The organism is Sphaerisporangium aureirubrum (assembly GCF_042658925.1).
Lineage (GTDB): Bacteria > Actinomycetota > Actinomycetes > Streptosporangiales > Streptosporangiaceae > Sphaerisporangium > Sphaerisporangium aureirubrum.
This window is the reverse complement of record NZ_JBHSRF010000052.1, coordinates 11,347-29,749: the sequence shown is the minus strand read 5'-3', so window position 1 is coordinate 29,749 and position 18,403 is coordinate 11,347. Positions and strand designations below refer to the sequence as shown.

The 18,403-nt window shown below is 76.2% G+C and carries 3 protein-coding genes; all 3 read right to left on the bottom strand.

Annotated elements, in window-relative coordinates:
• Nucleotides 1-6: 6 nt before the first annotated feature.
• Genes ACFP1K_RS27570 through ACFP1K_RS27560 form a run of 3 tightly spaced genes read right to left on the bottom strand, consistent with a single transcriptional unit; the run spans nt 7 to nt 17,998 of the window.
• Complete coding sequence (locus ACFP1K_RS27570; protein WP_380758556.1) at nt 7-3,912, bottom strand: SDR family oxidoreductase; 3,906 nt, start codon at nt 3,910-3,912, stop codon at nt 7-9.
• Nucleotides 3,909-12,959 carry a type I polyketide synthase gene (locus ACFP1K_RS27565; RefSeq protein ID WP_380758554.1) on the bottom strand — a complete coding sequence of 3,017 codons (9,051 nt, stop codon included), beginning with the start codon at nt 12,957-12,959 and terminating at the stop codon, nt 3,909-3,911. The genes ACFP1K_RS27570 and ACFP1K_RS27565 overlap by 4 nt, the downstream gene beginning before the upstream one ends.
• Entirely contained in the window at nt 12,956-17,998 is a 5,043-nt protein-coding gene (locus ACFP1K_RS27560) for an SDR family NAD(P)-dependent oxidoreductase (RefSeq protein ID WP_380758552.1), read from the bottom strand. Before ACFP1K_RS27560 ends, ACFP1K_RS27565 begins: the two co-directional genes overlap by 4 nt.
• Between the last annotated feature and the right edge of the window lie 405 nt (nt 17,999-18,403).

The window sequence follows — 18,403 nt, the reverse complement described above, 5'->3', positions numbered from 1 at the left end:
CTCCTCTCAGGTGGTGGGCTGGTCACCGGCCACGGGGCCGAGCTCGGCGGCGTACCGGCGCAGGGTCGGGTGATGCAGCACGGTCATCACCGACACCGGGACGCCGAGTTCCCGCTGCACCTGGCCGGTCAACTGGGTGGCGAGCAGGGAATGGCCGCCGAGTTCGAAGAAGACGTCGTCCAGGCCGATGCCCTCGACGCCGAGCACCTCACTCCACACCCGCGCCAGGCGCCGCTGCAGTGGCGTCGCCGGCGGCATGAACGGTGTGGTCAGATCGGGGCGGGGATGACGCGGCGCGGGGGCCCGCTCGGGCGCCGGCGCGGCGGGTGCCGAGGCCGTCCATTGAGCCTGCCGGGCCGCGAGAGGGCCGCTCGAGGTGACCAGCCGCCCGAGCCGCGGGATCAGCGACCAGGCCCGGTCGAAGACCTCCACGCCCTCGGCGACGGTCATCGCGTACGCGGCGATGGTCGTGCCCGGCGCGAGGTGCGCCTCGGCGCGGGTGCGCCACGCCTCCCAGTCCACCGACAGCCAGCGGCCCGCCCCGGCCTGCCGCGCCGCGAGGGCGTACGCGTCGAGTGCCGCGTTGGCGCCGGCGTACGCGGCGAAGCCCAGTCCGCCGAGGACCGCCGCCAGCGACGACAGCGTCAGCCGGTGCGGCGCCCGGTCGCCGAGCGCCTCCTGCAGCGCGAGGAAGCCGTGCACCTTCGGCCGGAAGTGCGCCGCGGCCTGCGCCGCCGTCATCGCGACGGCGGTGTCGAAGTGGTCCTGATGCGACACGCCCGCGCCGTGCACCACCGCGTCCAGCCGCCCGAACCGCTCCTCGGCCGCGGCGACGACCTCGCGCATGCGCGCCGGGTCGGCGGCGTCGGCGGTCAGCGCGAGCACCTCGGCGCCCGCCTGTTCCAGCGCCAGCACGTTGCGCAGGCCGCGGCGCACCCGTTCGTCGACGTCCGGGCGTCGCAGCCACGCCTGCCATTCCTCGCGCGGCGGAAGCGCGGAGGCCGCGGTCAGCACCAGCCGGGCGCGGACGGTTCGGGCCAGGTGCTCGGCGATCGCGAACCCGACCTCGCCCAGGCCGCCGGTGATGAGCACGACCGCGCCGTCGGGCAGCCCGTGCCGGACCGCGTCGCGGGCGACGGGCGGCACCGGCAGCTGCTCGTAGTCGCGTACCCAGCGGCCGCCGTCGCGGTGGGCGACCTGCGGGTCGCCGCCCTCGCTCGCCTCGGCGAGGAGGTCGCTCACCGCCTGGTCGGACGGCGGCGCGTCCCAGGGCACGTCCAGGTCCACGTGGCGGCAGCGGATGCCGGTGTGCTCCTGGTTGAGCACCAGCGCGAGGCCGCCCAGGGTGGCGTCCTCGGGGCGGCACAGGTCGTCGCCGGCGACGTGCTGCGCGAGGCGGCTGAGCAGCAGCATCCGCGGCGGCTCGGCGGCGGGCCGGCGCAGCAGCGCCGCTGCCAGCGCGCGGGCGCCGTGGAAGCCGTGCCGCTGGGCCTGGTCGAAAGCCGCGGCCCGCTCGTGCGCGCCGGCGCCGGCCGGGACGGGCCCGCCGGGTCCGGGGCCCCACAGCACGGTGCGGGGCGGCGCGCCGAGCGCCTCGAGGAGGCGTTCGTGGTCGCCGTGGTCGTCGACGCGGACGGTGAAGCCGTCGGCGACGGATCCGCCGAAGGCCGGTCCGGGGCGTACCGTCCACACCTGCGCCCCGGCGGCGCGCAGCCGGGCGGCCACCGCCTCGCCGAGGGGCCCGTCTCCCTGGACCAACCAGGGCCCGAGTTCGCACAGCCGCTGCGCGGACGCCTCGGCGAACAGCGGCCGGCCGCGCCAGACCGGCTGGTAGAACCAGTCGGCGACCTCACCGTGGCGGGCCAGGTCAGGCTCGCCTGTGACGGCCGTGGTCGCGGCCGGACGTCCCGGTTCGATCCAGTAGCGCCGGCGGTGGAACGGGTAGGTGGGCAGGGCCACCCGGCGCCGGTGGCCGTCGGAGAGCGCCGCCCAGTCCCAGTCCACTCCGGACAGCCACAGGTCGCCGAGGCGGTGCAGCAGCCAGGCGGCCGCGCCCCGGTCGGGTGGCGTCAGGCTCAGTGCCGGGCCGGCCGGCGCGCCCGGCTCGGCGAGCGGCAGGTCGGCGAGCTCGTCGCGCCGGTGGGCCGGGCCGGTGAGCTCGGCGATCCGCAGGCCCGCCGCGGCGAGCAGGCGGACCAGGGCCGCCGGGCCGCCGGCGTGCGCCAGGCCGGGGATCGCGTCGGCGAGTTCCTTCCAGGCCCTCGCGGAGGCCGGGCCGGGGTCGGGCAGGTCCAGCCGGACCGGCGGATTGCGTCGCTCGGCGGTCCCGGTGGACCAGCGCGCCGGGTCGGCGAGCGCGGCCAGCGCGGCGTCGCGGTCGGCGCAGACCACGTGGGCGCGAACCGCGAACCCGGTCCGCGACTGCTGCAGGGTGTACGCCACGTCGCCGAGGTCGAGGCCGGGGTGGGCGGACAGGTGCGCGTGCAGCCGTCGCGCGACCGCTGCCACCGCGTCCTCGTCTCGCGCGGACCAGGCCAGCAGGTACGGCCCGGGCCCGGCCGGCCGCGGGGCCGGTTCCGGAGGCTCGCGCAACACCACGTGCACGTTGGTGCCGCCGAGGCCGAACGAGCTCACCCCGGCGTGGCGGGGACGTCCGTCGCGGGGCCAGGGCCGCTGCTCGGTCAGCACGGAGAACCGGCCGCCCGCCTCGGCCAGCGCCGCGTTGGGCGTGCGGTAGTGCGGCGTGCCGGGGAGCACGCCGTGGCGCAGGGTGAGGCAGGCACGGATGAGCCCGGCCACGCCGGAGGCGCGATCCATGTGCCCGTGGGTCGGTTTGAGCGAGCCGAGAACGGTCACCGGGCGCGGGCCGGCGGGCGGGCGCTCCTGCTCGATCGCGGCGAACGCCTGGCGCATCGCGGACAGCTCGACCGAGTCGCCGAGCATCGTGCCGGTGGCGTGGCACTCGATGTAGCCGATGTCGGCCGGGTCCACTCCGGACAGCCGGATCGCGTCCTCGATGACCGCGGCCTGGCCGGTGGTGCCCGGAGCGGAGTAGCCCGCCTTGCCGCGGCCGTCGTTGTTCATCGCCGAGGCGAGGACCACGGCGTGGATCTGGTCGCCGTCGCGCAGGGCGTCGTCGAGTCGCTTGAGCGCCACCACGCCCACCGCGTTGGCCACGACGGTGCCGTTGGCGGCGGCGTCGAAGCTGCGCACCGTCCCGTCCGGGGAGACGATCCCGCCCTCCTCGTACCGGTAGCCGGCAGGCTGGGGCAGGTCGATCGAGGCGCCGCCGGCCAGCGCGACGTCGCTCTCGTAGGTCAGCAGGCTCTGCACGGCCAGGTGCACCGCCGACAGCGAGGTGGAGCAGAAGCTCTGCACGCCGAGGCTCGGGCCGCGCAGGCCGAGCTTGTAGGACACCATCGTGGTGAGCGCGTCGCGGTCGTTGCCTGCGGCGAACTGCAGCTTGCGCAGCGAGCCGGTGAGGTCGGGGCGGGTGAGCAGGTTCTGCTGCAGGTAGTGGCTGAAGCCGCAGCCGCCGAAGACACCGGTGGAGCCGGGCATCCGGTCGGGCCGGTAGCCGGCCGCCTCCAGCGCCTCCCAGCAGCATTCGAGGAACAGGCGGTACTGCGGGTCGGTGGCTTCGGCCTCGCCCGGGGTCAGCCCGAAGAACGGGGCGTCGAACAGCGCCACGTCGTCGACGGGCGCGGTCACCCGCACATACCGCGGATCAGCGAGCTGGTCGTCGCCGACTCCGGCCGCGCGCAGTTCCTCGTCGGTCGCCCGGCGCAGCCCGGGCCGGCCGGCCCGCAGTGCGTCCCAGAGCCCGTGGACGTCGGTGGCGCCCGGGAACCGTCCGGCCATCCCGATGACGGCCACGGCCGCGCCGGTCTCGGCGTCGTCCGGCTGGTTCATCGCTTCCTCCTTCGCTGGGGCGCACCGTTCTGCAAGGCCACGCGCCGCCGGTCGGCCCGGTCCCGCCGCTGCCCGTCCGCGCCGGGCTGGTCGCCGTCGGCGCCGTGCCGCAGCGTGTCGGCGAGCCGGGCCAGCTCCTCGACCGTGGGCGCCTCGTAAAGCACGTGCGGCGGCAGTTCGGCGAGATCCAGGGCCCCCCGCAGGCGCCCGATCAGATCGATGCCGATCAGCGAGTTGCCGCCGAGCTCGAAGAAGTTGTCGGCGATGCCGACCTGGTCCAGCCGCAGCACCTCGCCCCAGGCCCCGGCGACGATCTGCTCGGTCGCGGTCTGCGGCGCGGCGTACGCGGTGGCCAGCTCCGGTCGCGGGTAGCGGGTGCCGGGCGCGCCGTCGCTCGGCCGGCGCACCGTGTCCACGTCGAACCCGGTGCTCAGCCGCACGATCGAGCCGAAGTCCTGGGTGGACACGATGACGTGCGGCAGGCCGGCCGCCAGGCTGCGGCACAGTGCCCGCCAGCCCTCGTCGAAACCGATGCCGAAGCGGGCCCGGTGCCGGGTGAAGAACTCGCGCAGCGCCGGGTCGTAGCCGTCGAGACCGGCTGACCAGGCGTTCCAGCGCCACTCCCCCCAGCCGACGGCCACGGTGCGCCGCCCTGTTGTCGCGCGGGCTCGCGCGAAGGCGTCGAGGTAGGCGTTGGCGGCGCAGTAGTCGACCTGTCCGGGGCCGCCGCCGGTGACCGAGGTGATCGAGGAGAACAGCGCCAGGAAGTCGAGCGCGATCTCGTCGCTCTGCCCGGTGCGCAGGGCCGCGGCCAGGGCCTCGGTACCGGCGACCTTCGGCGCCAGCGCCCGGCCGAAGTCGGCCGGATCCTTCAGCTGCATCAGGCCGATGCCGGGCACGCCCGCGGCGTGGAAGACGCCGTGCAGCGCGCCGAACCGCTCAAACGCGCGGCCGACCGCCTTCTCCACGTCGGGCGGACTGCTCACGTCCCCGGCGACGACCTCGACCTCGGCGCCGGCGTCGAGCAGGCCGCGCACCGCGGTCACCCGCCGCCGGGTCCGCTCGTCGACCTCGCCGGCCGCACCGGTGGCGATCGCGTCCCAGTCCCGGCGCGGCGGCAGGCCGGTGCGGCCGAACAGCACCAGCCGCGCCCGGCGCTCACGCGCCAGTTCCTCCGCCATCGCCAGGCCGATGCCGCCGAGGCCGCCGGTGATCAGGTAGACGCCCTCGTCGCGCAACAGGTCGCCGCCGTCGGCCACGCCGGGCAGCCGGGCGTGGTCGCAGGCCCAGCGCATGCCGTGGCGCACCGCCACCACCTGCTCGCCGTCACCGGCCAGCACCGCGTCGAGGACGCATGGGCCGGCGGCGTCGGGCACGTCGATCAGGCGGGTACGCACCCGTGGGTACTCCAGCGGGATCACCCGCACCGGGCCGGTGACCATGGCCCGGGCCGGCTGGAGCTCGTCGCCGGGCAGCACCTGCTGGGTGGCCCGGGTCACCACGTCCAGCGCCCAGTCGCCCCAGCCGACCTCGCCCGCGGCGCGGGCCAGCGCGGTGAGCGTCTCGAACCCGAGCCGGACGTGCTCCTGCTCGGCCGGCGGGTCGGCCAGCGTCCACAGGTGCAGCACCCGGTCCGGCTGGAACTCGCGCGTACGCAGCTCCCGCAGCAGCCGTACGGTGTCCTCCAGCGAGCCGGGGCGGATGCGGAACCCGTCGCCGTCCTCGGCGTACTCCGGCCCGGCGTGCACCAGGACCGTGTCGCCGCCCACCGCGGCCACCGCGTCCCGCACCGCCGTGGTCAGCTCGGCGGCGCGGCCCGCGCCGGTGAAGACCAGCCACGAGCCGGTGGCCGGCCGGACCGCGCCGGCCGGTGGCAGTTGCCGCCACGTCGGCGCGTACAGCCAGTCCTGCTCGTCGAGCCTGGGCAGCCGGCCGACCTCCGCCAGCGGGCCGCCGCCTTCCTGACCGGGCACGGATGCCCCGGCCGGTCGCGGGCGGCTGCCGGAGGCGCTGTCGAGCCAGTACCGCTGGCGCTGGAACGGATAGGTGGGCAGCGGCACCCGGCGCCGGGCGCGTGCGCCGCCGGTCGGTCCGTGCATGGCCTGCCAGTCGACGCTCACGCCGGTCAGCCACAGCCGGGCGAGGCCGTCGGTCAGGGCCAGGTCGTCGGGGCGCGGGTCGTGGGCGGCGGGCAGGGTGGCGACGATGAGCGGCCACCGCGCGCGGGGGCAGTCGGAGGAGCGGATCATCGCGCCGAGCGACTGGCCCGGGCCGATCTCCACGACGGCCAGGTCGGACCGCTCGACGACGGCGCGCATGCCGTCGGCGAAGCGCACCGTCTCGCACATGTGGCGCGCCCAGTACGCCGGGTCGCAGACCAGGCCGGCGTCGGCGGGCGCACCGGTCACGTTGGACAGGTAGGGCGTCGCCGGCGGGTGCAACGTCACGTTCGCCGCGATCCAGGCGGTCAGCTCCGCACGCAGCGGCGCGAGCTGCCGGGAGTGGAACGCGTGGGTGGTGTCCAGCTCACGGCTGGCCACTCCCTGCGCGGTCAGCCGCGCGGCCAGCTCCCGCACGGCGGCCACGGTGCCCGCCACGACGAGACTGTCGGGGCCGTTGACCACGGCCACGTCCAGCCCGGCCGGTTCGAGCGGGCCGAACCGGTCGCACAGCCGCGCCCGCGACAGCGGCACCGCGAGCATCGCCCCGGCGGGCATGGTCGAGATCAGCGCCGCCCGGTGGGTCACCAGCCGCAGCGCGTCCCGCAGCGAGAGCACGCCGGCCAGGCAGGCCGCCACGTACTCGCCGAGGCTGTAGCCGATCATGAGCTCCGGCTGCACGCCCCAGGCCATCAGCGTGCGCGCGATGGCGTACTCGGCGGCGAACACCAGCGGCTGCGCGACGTCGGTGCGCCGCAGCGCCGCGGCCCGCTCGTCACCGGAGCCGGCGTCCGCGGCGCGGCCCAGCAGCGCGGCGAGGTCGTGTCCGCCCGCACGCGCGCCGGTCAGCAGCCCGACCGTGTCGATACGGGGATCGCACTCCCGGATCACCACCGCGCACTCGTCGAGCGCCGCGCGGAACACCGGTTCGCGCCGATAGAGCTCGGTGACCATGCCGGGGTACTGCTCGCCGACGCCCGCGAACACGAACGCGGCCCGGCGCTCGCGAGTGGCGTCGGTGCGGGCCATCGGCCCCGGGGCGCCCGGCAGGCCGGCCAGCGACGCACCCGCCTCCTGGAGTGACGCGGTGACCAGGGCCCGGCGGTGGCTGAACACGGCGCGTCCGGTCTGCAGGGTGAAGGCCGCGTCGGCGAGCTGCGGGGCGTCACCGGCCAGCAGCCGCTCGCCGAGGCGGCGGCATGCCTGCTCGGCGGCCTCGTCGCCGCGCGCGGACAGCAGCAGCGCGTGGTAGCGGCGCGCGTGCCCGGCGGGCTCGGCCGGGTCGGCGGCCGGCGGCTGCTCGACCACCATGTGGACGTTGGTGCCGCCCATGCCCAGCGAGTTGACCCCGGCGATGCGCGGACGGCCGGGGCCGCCGGGGAAGGGCGTCAGCTCGGCCTGAACGTAGAACGGGCTGCCCGCGAAGTCGATCTCGGGGTTGGGCTCGGTGAAGTGCAACTGCCGGGGCAGCACCCCGGCCCGCACCGCCAGCGCCGCCTTGATCAGCCCGGTGACGCCCGCGGCCCGGTCGAGGTGCCCGACGTTGGTCTTCACCGACCCGAGCGCGCAGGAGCCGCGCTCCACGTCCGAGCCGAAGGCCCGGGTCAGCGCCGCGACCTCGATCGGGTCGCCGAGCGGCGTGCCGGTGCCGTGCGCCTCGACGTAGCCGACGTCCTGCGGGCGGACGCCCGCGTCGGTCAGCGCATCGCGGATCACCGTGGCCTGCCCGGCGACGCTGGGCGCGGTGTAGCCGACCTTCATGGCGCCGTCGTTGTTCATCGCCGAGCCGCGGATGACGGCCCAGACGGTGTCGCCGTCGCGCAACGCGTCGGCCAGCGGCTTGAGGACCACGACCGCGGCGCCGTCGCCGAACATGCTGCCGCGCGCCTGGGCGTCGAAGGCGCGTACGTGCCCGTCCGGCGAGGCCATGCCGCCCTCCTGGTAGAGGTGCCCGACCCGGTTCGGCACCCGGATCGACACGCCGCCGGCCAGGGCCAGCTCACACTCCCCCGCCCGCAGGCTGCGGCAGGCCAGATGCGCCGCCACCAGCGAGGTGGAGCAGAACGTCTGCACCGCGATGCTGGGCCCGGTGAGGTCGAAGGTGTACGACACGGTGGTGGTGAGGGCGTCCTTGTCGTTGCCCATCACCGCCTCGTAGTCGTTGACCTCCCCCGCGGCGAGCAGGTCGTACTGCCCGGAGTGCATGAAGTAGGTGCTGATGTTGGTGCCGCCGAACACCCCGACCCGGCCGCGTCCGCCGGGCGCGCCGTACCCGGCGTGCTCCAGGGCCTCCCAGCACACCTCGAGGAACATGCGCTGCTGCGGGTCGGTCAGCGCGGCCGCGCGGGGGCTGAAGCCGAAGAACCCGGCGTCGAAGTCGGCGATGCCGTCGAGCACGGGCCGGGCCGGCACGTAGTCGGGCCGCCCCGACAGTTCGGGGCCGACACCCGCCTCGGCGAGTTCCTCCGGGCTGAAGAAGCTGATGGACTCGGTGCCATCGAGGAGGTTCTGCCAGAGCTCGGCGACGCTCGCGGCGCCGGGGAACCGTCCGGACATGCCGACGATGGCGATGCGCTGGTCGCGTACGGGCGCGTCCGCGACCGGCGCGATGATCCCGGGCGCGGGCGCCGCGACGGGCGTGGTGTGTGCAGCCACCGGCTCCGGGCGGGGCTCGGCGGGAGTGGTCGTGGCCGCGGCGGTGGGCGGCGGTTGCAGCAGCATGGCCAGGCTCCGCACGGTGGGCGCCTCGAACAGCGCCACGGCCGGCAGCCGCGTGCCGAGCTCCCGGGCCACGGTCGTCAGCAACTGCAGTCCGAGCAGCGAGTTGCCGCCGAGGTCGAAGAAGTTGTCCTGCGCGCCGACCTCCCGCAGGCCGAGCTGCTCGGCCCAGATCGCGGCGAGCCGCCGTTCGACGCCCGGCGCGGGTGGCACGAACGGCTGCGCCAGGTCCGGGCGCGGGAACCGCTGCACCTCGGACGCCGGGGCGGCCGGCTCGGGCAGCCGGCCCGCGATGCGCCGCGCCGGGTCCGCCGCGGTCGCCGTCATCGCCGGGTACGCCGACGCGAGCGCACCGTCGAGGGCGGCCGTGCTCTGGTCCACCGTCATCGCGTGCTCGACGAACGCCGCACCCGGCCCGCCGGCGAGGCGCCGCGCGGTCGGGGCCCAGGTGTCCCACTGCACGGCGAGCCAGCGCGTCCCGCCCGGCACGGCCTCGGCCGCCTCGGCCACCGCCGTCAGCGCGGCGTTGGCGGCCGCGTACGCGGCGAAGCCGATGCCGCCGAGCACCGCGGCGACCGACGAGAACAGCAGGCAGAAGTCGGGAGCCTGGGTCGCGGGCAGCTCGTCCAGCACCTCGCGCAGAACGCGCGCCCCACCGAGCTTGGGCGCGAAGTGCCGCTCCGTGCCGGCCGCGCCCAGGTCGCGCAGTGCGACGAAGCCGTCCAGCCCGGTCTCGCCGGCCGCGTGCACGACCCCGTCGATGCGGCCGTGCCGCCGCGTGAGCTCGCCGACCAGTTCGCGCATGCGAGCCGTGTCGGTGACGTCGGCGACCGCGATCTCCACCTCGGCACCGGCGGCGGTCAGGCGGCCCAGCGCGGGCGGCGTTTCGGACCGGCCGGTCCTGCTGGTGAGCACGACGCGTGCCGCGCCGCGCTCGGCCAGGTGCGTCGCGACGAGCGGGCCGACGTCGCCGAGCCCGCCGGTTATGAGATAGGTGCCGCCCGCCCGGATCGCCGAGCGAGGCGCCGCCGGTGCCGGGACGGGCGCGTGCCGTGCGACCAGGCGCACGCCGTCGCGGAGCGCGACGGCGACGTCGTGTGCGGGCCGGCGGGCCTCCTCCAGCAGCGCGTCCGCCACGCCGGCGGCGTCCGTGTCGGCAGCGCCGAGATCCACGGCGCGGCAGAGCAGCCCGGGGTACTCCTGGCGCGCGACGAGGCACACCGGTGCGACCGCGGCCTGCTCGGGCACGGGGACGTCGCCGGGCGCCGCCGCGCAGCCGCCGCGGGTGACGGCCAGCAGCTGCGGTCCGTCCAGCACCGACTCGCCGAGCGCACGGGCCAGCGCGGCGACGCTCGCGAAGCCCAGGACCGCGTTCCGCGCCGGGTCGCGCGCGTCGAGCGCCCACAGGTGCATGGCCAGCACGGGCCGGTCGCCGGCCTGTTCCCCGGCCCAGCGGACCAGGTCCGCGTAGTGGTCCGGGCGCTCCGGGTCGATGGCGCAGCCGTCGCCGGCGAGCCGGAGCCCGGCCCCCGGGCGCACCACGGTGAGGGGGACGCCCAGCTCCGTGAGGCGGGTGCGCAGGTCCCGTCCCGTCGGGCCGTCGTCGGCCAGGAGCAGGACGTGCGGTGGGGACGGCCACGGCGCGGGTGACGGCCCCGGCACGGGCTCCCACGCCGGCGCGGTGAGGAACACCTCGCCGGGCGGCTCCGCGGCCGGTCCGGCGCCGGGTCCGGACGGACGCGCGGCCGTGTCCGTCCCCGCTCCGGGGGCGGCCGCGAGAGCGGCGCCGGCGCCGGCCGCGGCGGGCGGGTCGATCCAGTAACGCGCGCGGTCGAGCGGGTGGCCGGGCAGATCGACTTTGCGCAGCGGGCGGCCCTGGTGGAACCGTGCCCAGTCCACCGGCACGCCCGCGAGCCACAGCCGTCCGATCAGGGCGTACGCGGCGTGCTGCGCCGTGCCGGTGTCACCGTCGAGGCGCAGCGTCAATCCGGTGGTAGGCGATGGGCGTCGCGTCGCGCTCGACAGCAGGCCGTCGGCACCGAGTTCGAGCAGCACCGTGTCCTCGTCGCGGGACAGCGCGTCCGCCGCCGTGAAGTCCGCGGCGGTCAGCAGCCGTGCCCACGTCTCGGGGTCCCGGGCGGCGGTCGCGTCGATCGGCTCGCCGGTGAGGTTCGACCACACGGCGATCGCGGGCGCGGTGAAGGTGACGTGCCGCCGCAGCCAGTCGGCCAGTGCCGCCGGGTCGGTCAGGTCGGCGGCCGTCATCGCGACCGCGAGCGCCTCGCGTAGCGGCAGCGCGCCGGCCAGACAGGCGGCGACGGCGACGCCCGTCCGGTGTCCGAGCACAGCGGCGGCGCCGACCCCACGGTCCCGCAGCCACCGGCCCAGCCCGTACGCGGCGGCGAACGCGGCGACCTGCGGCGGGCTCGCGGCCAGGCTCCGGATCGGGGCGCCGGTGACCTCGGCGGCCCGCGCCAGGCAGTCCTCGACCGGGTCGCGGAACCATGGTTCGGCGGCGTGCAACCCCTCGGCCCAGCCGAGGTCGGTGTGCCGGTCCGGGACCAGCAGCCGGACCACCCGGTCGGTGCGCGGCTCCTGGCGTGCGGCCACGTCCGATCCCGCCCGCAGGGCCGTCGCGGCCGCGCCCGCGCCGGTGGCGACGACAAACCGCCGGTGCTCGAACGCGGCCCGGCCGCGTTGCAGCGTGTGCGCGACGTCGGCCAGGAAGCCGTCGGGGGTGTCGCCGGTGAGCCGCCGGGCCAGCCGCCGGGTGAGGCGGTCGGCGGCCGACGCGGTGCGGCCCGACCAGACCAGCAGCTCCACGCCCGTGCCGCCGGTCGTCTCCCGGGCGAGGTACGGCGCCTCCTCCAGCACCACGTGCGCGTTGGTGCCGCCGATGCCGAAGGCGCTCACCCCGGCCCGTCGCGGGCGCTCGCCCCGGGCCCAGTCGCGGCGCTCGGTGACCACGTCGAGGGTGGCGCCGCCCAGGCGCAGCTGGCGGTTGGGCGTACGGAAGTTGAGGGTGGCGGGAAGTCGCTCGTGGTGCAGGCTGAGCGCGGCCTTGATCAGGCCGGTCGCCCCGGCGGCGCGGTCGAGGTGGCCGACGTTCGTCTTCACCGAGCCGATGAGACAGGTCTGCCCGTCGAACACCTTCTGCAGGGCGGCGAGTTCGGCCGCGTCGCCGAGCGCCGTGCCGGTACCGTGCGCCTCGAGGTAGTCGATGTCGCCGGGTACGAGGCCGGCGCTGGCCAGCGCCTCGGCGACCACGGCGGCCTGGCCGCCGACGCCAGGTGCGGTGAAGCCGACCTTGCGCCCGGCGTCGTTGTTGACCGCCCAGCCGCGGATCACCGCGTACACCCGGTCGCCGTCGCGCAGCGCGTCCTCCAGCCGGCGCAGTGCCACCACCGCGACGCCGCTGCCCACCGGGGTGCCCAGCGCCGACTCGTCGAACGCGGCGCAGCTGCCGTCCGGCGAGGTCATCCCGCCTTCCTGGTAGAGGTAGCCGACCCGGTGCGGCACCTGCACGGAGACGCCGCCGGCCAGGGCGAAGTCGCACTCGCCGCCGGCCAGGCTGGTGGCGGCGGTGGCGACGGCGACCAGCGAGGTCGAGCAGTAGCTCTGGATGCCCAGGGACGGCCCGGCCAGGCCGAGGATGTGCGACACCCGGGTGGTGAGCGAGTCCTTCTCGTTGCCCAGGCCGATCGCGAGCTCGCCGGTGGAGGCGACCAGGGGCTTGTTGGGCAGCAGGTTGTTGGTGAGATACGTGCTCCACGCGGCGCCGCCGAAGATGCCGATCAGTCCGTCGAAGCGCGACGGGTCGCAGCCGGCGTCCTCCAGCGCCGTCCAGGAACACTCCAGGAACAGCCGCTGCTGCGGGTCGAGTAGCTGCGCCTCCTTCGCCGACAGCCCGAAGAACGCCGGGTCGAACAGGTCGACGCCGTCAAGGACCGCGCCGGCCTTCACGTACGCCGGGTCGGCCAGCAGGTGCTCGCTCACCCCGGCGCGGCGCAGTTCGTCGTCGGTGAACCGGGTGACGCCGGTCCTGCCGTCGTGGAGCAGGGCCCACAGTTCGCGGGTGTCGGCCGCGCCGGGGAACCGGCCCGCCATACCGACGATCGCGATGTCGGTGCCCGATAGCCCCGATAGCTCCGTGGTGGTCTCGTCCGTCATGCCGACCCCCCTCGCCTTCGCTCGCCGCCGTTGCCCGTGCGTGCCTGCCGCCGGCGTCGCCCGCGTTCCCTCGCCGCGACGGGCTCCGCACCGGCCGGCTCTCCGCCGATCCGGGTGGCGAGCTCCGCGACCGTGGGATGCTCGAACAGCGCGGCCGGTGGCACGCTCACCCGCAGTTGCTCCTCCAGCGCGCGCACGATGCTCATGCCGACCAGGGAGTTGCCCCCGAGGTCGAAGAACGGGTCGTGCACGCCGATCTCGCCGATGCCGAGGAACGCGCTCCACACCCGCGCCACCTGCCGCTCCAGCGGGTCGCGCGGCGCGACGTAGGCCTGGCGGAGCACGGGCCGCGGATAGCGGCCGGCCTCGGCGGTCTGCTCCCCCGTGCCCGCCTCGCCGGCGAAGCGCGCCGCGGCCGGGGTGTGCAGCTGCGTCCAGCGCCGGGCGAGCAGGTCCAGCGGCTCGCCGACGACCATGACGGTGGACCGGCCCTCGGCGGCGAGGCTCACCGCGCGGGCGCAGCCCTCGGCCTCACCGATGCCATGGCGCTCGCGGTAGTCGCGTACGGCCTCGGCCAGCGCCGGCGAGTGGGCCAGCGCCGCCGACTGCCAGGCATCGTGCTGCCACGGTCCCCACAGCACGGAGCAGACACGGGTGCCGGTCGGCTCGTCGACCGCGGCGGCGAACGCGTCGAGCACGGCGTTGGCCGCGCCGTAGTCGCTCTCACCCAGGCCGCCGACCTCGCCGACGACCGAGGAGTAGCACAGCAGCAGCTCCAGCCGCTCGCCCTGCGGGGCGCCCGGCCCGATCAGCTCCAGCAACGGGCCCAGGGCGGCGACCTTGGGCGCGAGCACGGTCCGCGCCTGCGCCGGGGTCTTGTGCTGGATGAGACCGCCGCCGGGGACACCGGCGGCGTGCACTATCCCGTGCAGCGCGCCGAAGTGCCGCCGTGCCTCGCCCACCGCCCGGCGCAGCTGATCCGGGTCGCCGGCGTCCGCGCCGAGCAGCAGCACCTCCGCCCCGAGCGCGGCCAGCTCGGCGACACCGCGCGCCGTCCGCGCGAGCCGCTCGTCACCCGTACGGGCCACGGCGGGCAGGTCGGCGAGCGGGGGCAGCGGGCCGCGACCGAGCAGCGCCAGCCGGCGTACGCCGGCGCGGGCGAGTTCCCGCGCCAGGGCCAGGCCGAGGCCGCGGGTGCCGCCGGTGATGAGGTATACCCCGTCCGGCCGCCAGGCGGTGGCGCCCTCGCCGATGGGCGGGCGGGTGCCGGGCCGCCAGGTCCGGGACCACCGGTGTCCCCGCCGCCAGGCGACCAGCGCGCCGGGGCCGGTGGACTGCTCGCCCAGGTGCAGCCGCCGCAGCTCCTCGCGGACCTGACGGGCGCGCTCGGTGACGCCGCCGCGGGTGTCGACGTCCAGTCCCGACCAGCGCGCCCCACGGTACTCATGGGTGAGCGAGCGTCCGAACCCGTGCACCACGGCCCGCTCCGGCGCGGGCGCGTCCCCGCCGACGACCTCGGCGCAACCCGCCGACACGGTCAGCAAGCACAGGTCGGGTCCGGACACCTGGCCGCCCAGCGCCTGGGTGAGCAGCAACAGGCTGTCGAAACCGTGACGCAGCGCGCCGTCGAGCGTGGCGTCGGGGTCGCGCGCCGCGTCGCCGAGCAGCGCACCGGGGACGAGGCTCCACAGGTGGACCACGGTCACCGGGCCGGGGCCGTCACCGAGTTCCGCGACGAGCCGGCGGTAGTGGCCGGCGTCGGCGGGGTCGATCGAGCACTGGTCGCCCTGCCGGTGGTAGCCGTCGCCGGGACGCGCCTCCAGCACCGTGCCGCCCTCGGCACGCAGCAGCGCGGCGAGGTGCGCGCCGATCCCGTCCGGATCCGCCAGGATCAGGTGCCGTCCCGCGGGCACCGGGGCGGTGTCCGGGGCCGGGCGGACGCCGTCGCGGGTCCACTCCGGAACGTAGGTGAGCAGGCCCGGCGGCGTGGCTCGCGTGAACGCGGACGCGGCGTCCGGGCCCGGCTCGGGCCAGTAGCGCGAGCGCTGGAACGGGTAGGTCGGCAGGCTCACGATCCGGCCGGCGCCGCCGTGGCCGGGCTCGCCCGCGCCGCGTTCCCACAGGTCACCGAGGGCGCGCAGCACGGTGCCCCGCTCACCGGCGCCGAGTTCGGGCCGCGTGCGGCGCTCCTCGGGCGAGCGCAGGGTGGCGACGACGACGCCATCGGGGCCGGCGAGGCCGTTCTGGCGCAGCAGCGTGCCGAGGGTGGTGCCGGGGCCGGCCTCGACGAGGACGTCGGCGAGCCGCCGCAGCTCGGCCACGCCCTGTGCGTAGCGCACCGGCCGGCAGAGGTGGTCGGCCCAGTAGCGCGGGCTGATCGCGTCCTCGTCGGTCAGCCAGGTTCCGGTGGTGTTGGAGACGATGGGCACGGAGGGTGCCGAACGGGCGACGCCCGCGACCACCGCTTCCAGGTCGGTCCGGACGGGGTCGAGCAACGGCGAGTGGAAGGCGTGGTCGCTGCGCATGCGCACGGAGGCGACACCGCGATCGGCCAGCCGGCGGGCGGCGTCGGCGACCGCGTCGGCGGTGCCGGACAGCACGGTCATGGCGGGCCCGTTCAGGGCCGCGACGGCGAGCGGTCCGGCGGCGAGGACGTCGTCGAGGTCGTCAGGTGCCGTGGCGACGGCCAGCATGGCGCCGCGCGGGACGGTCTCGATGAGCCGGGCCCGCCGCACCACCACGGCCAGCGCGTCCTCCAGGGTGAACACGCCGGCCAGGCAGGCCGCGGTGTACTCGCCGAGGCTGTAGCCGAGCAGAGCGGCCGGGCGGATGCCGCGGCTGCCGAGCAGACCGGCCAGGGCCATCTCGACGGTGAACACGTACGGGTGGGAGAGGCCGGCGCGGGCGAGCGGGTCGTCGCCCGCGGTACCCGGCCGCGCGGCCACCAGGGCGGCGAAGGCGTCACCGTCCGCCGGCGCGGGGTCGGCGAACAGCAGCGGAGCGAGGTCGACCCCGTGGTCGCGGGCGAGCACGTCCAGACACCGGTCCACGACGTCGGCGAAGGCGGGCTCGGTCGCGTAGAGCTCCCGGCCCATGCCCTGGTGCTGGTCGCCGACACCGGGAAGCAGGTACGCCACGCGGGGCCGGTGTCCCGCGTGCCGCAGCACGTGCCCCGGGATGAAGGGTGTGGCCGACAGCTGCGCCACCGCGTCGGCGGTGCCGGCCACCACCAGCGCGCGGCGCGCCGGCAGGCGGGTGCGTCCCTCGTCCAGGGTCCGGGCCACGTCGGCCAGGCCGGGTGCGGGCGCCTCGGCCAGGTGCCGGGCCAGGCCCGCCGCCTGTTCCCGCAGCGCCTCGGGACTCGCCGCCGACAGCAGCAGCAGGCGCGCGTCCGGGGCCGCGGCGGGCGCGACGGCCCCGGCCCCCTCGGGACTCGCCGCCGACAGCAGCAGGCGCGCGTCCGGGGGCGCCTGCAGCACGCAGTGCGCGTTGGTGCCGGACCAGCCGAACGAGCTGACCCCGGCGACGGCCGCGGCGGGCGCCGGCGGCAGCTCCAGGTGCCCCGGCACGGGCCGGACCGGACCGTCGGGGTCGACGGCGGCGTTGGGGGTGTCCAGGTGCAGGTTCGGCGGCAGCTCGCCGTGCTCCAGAGCCAGCACCGTCTTGATCAGGCCGGCCATGCCCGCGGCCGCCAGCAGGTGGCCGACCTGGGTCTTGACGGCGCCCACCCACAGCGGTGCGGGGCGGGGCGCCGCACCGAAGACCTCTCGCAGGGCGGACAGCTCGATCTCGTCGCCGAGCGCGGTGCCGGAGCCGTGGGCCTCGACGAACGCCACGTCCTGCGGGGCGACACCGGCGTCGGCCAGGGCGGCACGGATGACGGCGGTCTGCGACGCCATGTTGGGCGCGGTCAGCCCGTTGCTGCGGCCGTCCTGGTTGACGGCGGAGCCGAGCAGGACGGCGCGGATGCGGTGCCCGTGGCGTACTGCGTCGGACATCCGCTCGAGGATCACCACCCCACCGCCCTCGCCCATGGCGAAGCCGTCGGCGCCGGCGTCGAAGGTCTTGCAGCGGCCGTCCCGGGCCAGCATCGACATCGCGCATCCCTGCACGAAGGCGTCCGGGTGCAGGATGAGCGAGGCCGCCGCGGCTATCACCAGGTCGGTCTCGCCGCGGCGCAGGCTCTGCCCGCCGAGGTGCAGCGCGACCAGCGTCGAAGAGCAGGCCGTGTCGATCGTGACGGCGGGGCCGCGCAGGTCCAGGCGGTGCGCGATGCGCCCGGCGGCGACGCTGGGCGCCGTGCCGAGCCCGAAGTACGGGTCGGTGAGCAGGTCGGCGCCGTGCACGTCCCATTGCAGGCGGGTGTACTGGCCGGAGTCCATCAGGCCCGCGAACACACCGGTGCGATCGCCGGCGAGGCCGTCCGACCGCAGGCCCGCGTTCTCCAGCGCCTCCCACACCAGCTCCATCAGCAGCCGATGCTGCGGGTCCGTGCGCAGCGCCTCCTGCGGTGAGAGCCCGAACAGCGCGGCGTCGAATCCGGCCACGTCGGACAGGAACGCCGCCTGGCGGGTGTACGAGTAGCGGCTCGAGGTCGGCCGGTCGGGATCGAAGGCCGGCGGCTCGTGCCAGCGCGACGCCGGGATCTCGGTGACCGCGTGGACGCCCTTGACGAGGTTGTTCCAGTACGCCTCCGGGGTGCCGGCGTCCCCGGGAAACCGGCAGGCCACACCGACGATGACGACCGGGTCGTGCGGGACGCCGCCGTGCGCGGCATCCGGACCGTCGCGGGCCGGTGCAGGGCCGGCGCCCGCGAGGCCCGCGGCCAGTGCCGCGGGGGTGGGCCAGCGGTAGGCCACCGCCGGGTCGACCGGGGCACCGAGCCGGTCCTCGAGCTCGGCGAGCAGGCCGACGAGTTCGACCGAGGCGAGCCCGTGGCCGGCGAAGGTGTCCGTGGGGTCGATGTCGTCGGCGGCGCGGCCGGTGAGGGCGGCCAGCCGGCCGACGATCCACCGTTCGACTTCTCCGGAATCAGACACCTACTGTCCTTTCATCGAGCATTCCGCCGCGCCGCGCCTCTTACCGCGCCACGCTTTTCGGCACGCTGCGAACGAGACTAGACAGCCGCACTGTCACCTCGTTTACATCACGTTTTCAAGGTCCTTTCACACCGCTGTCCGATCTGTTGCACAGGCCTGCGGGGCATGATGAACCACGGAAAACGGGCATGCTCCCGCACCAGAAGGAGAAACGCTTGGAAAATGCGCCCCATGCGGTCCGCGACGATTGATACCGCTTATCGCACGACTACTGGAACGTCGTCCCGCCCACCCGCACGCGAACGCAGCCGCACTGTCCGATCCAGACGCCGGTCCCGCTCGATGCTCACCGAGTTCGGTGCAGCCGCCTTGGCCGGCCGTCCTGCCAGTCGGGTGTTCGAGTGA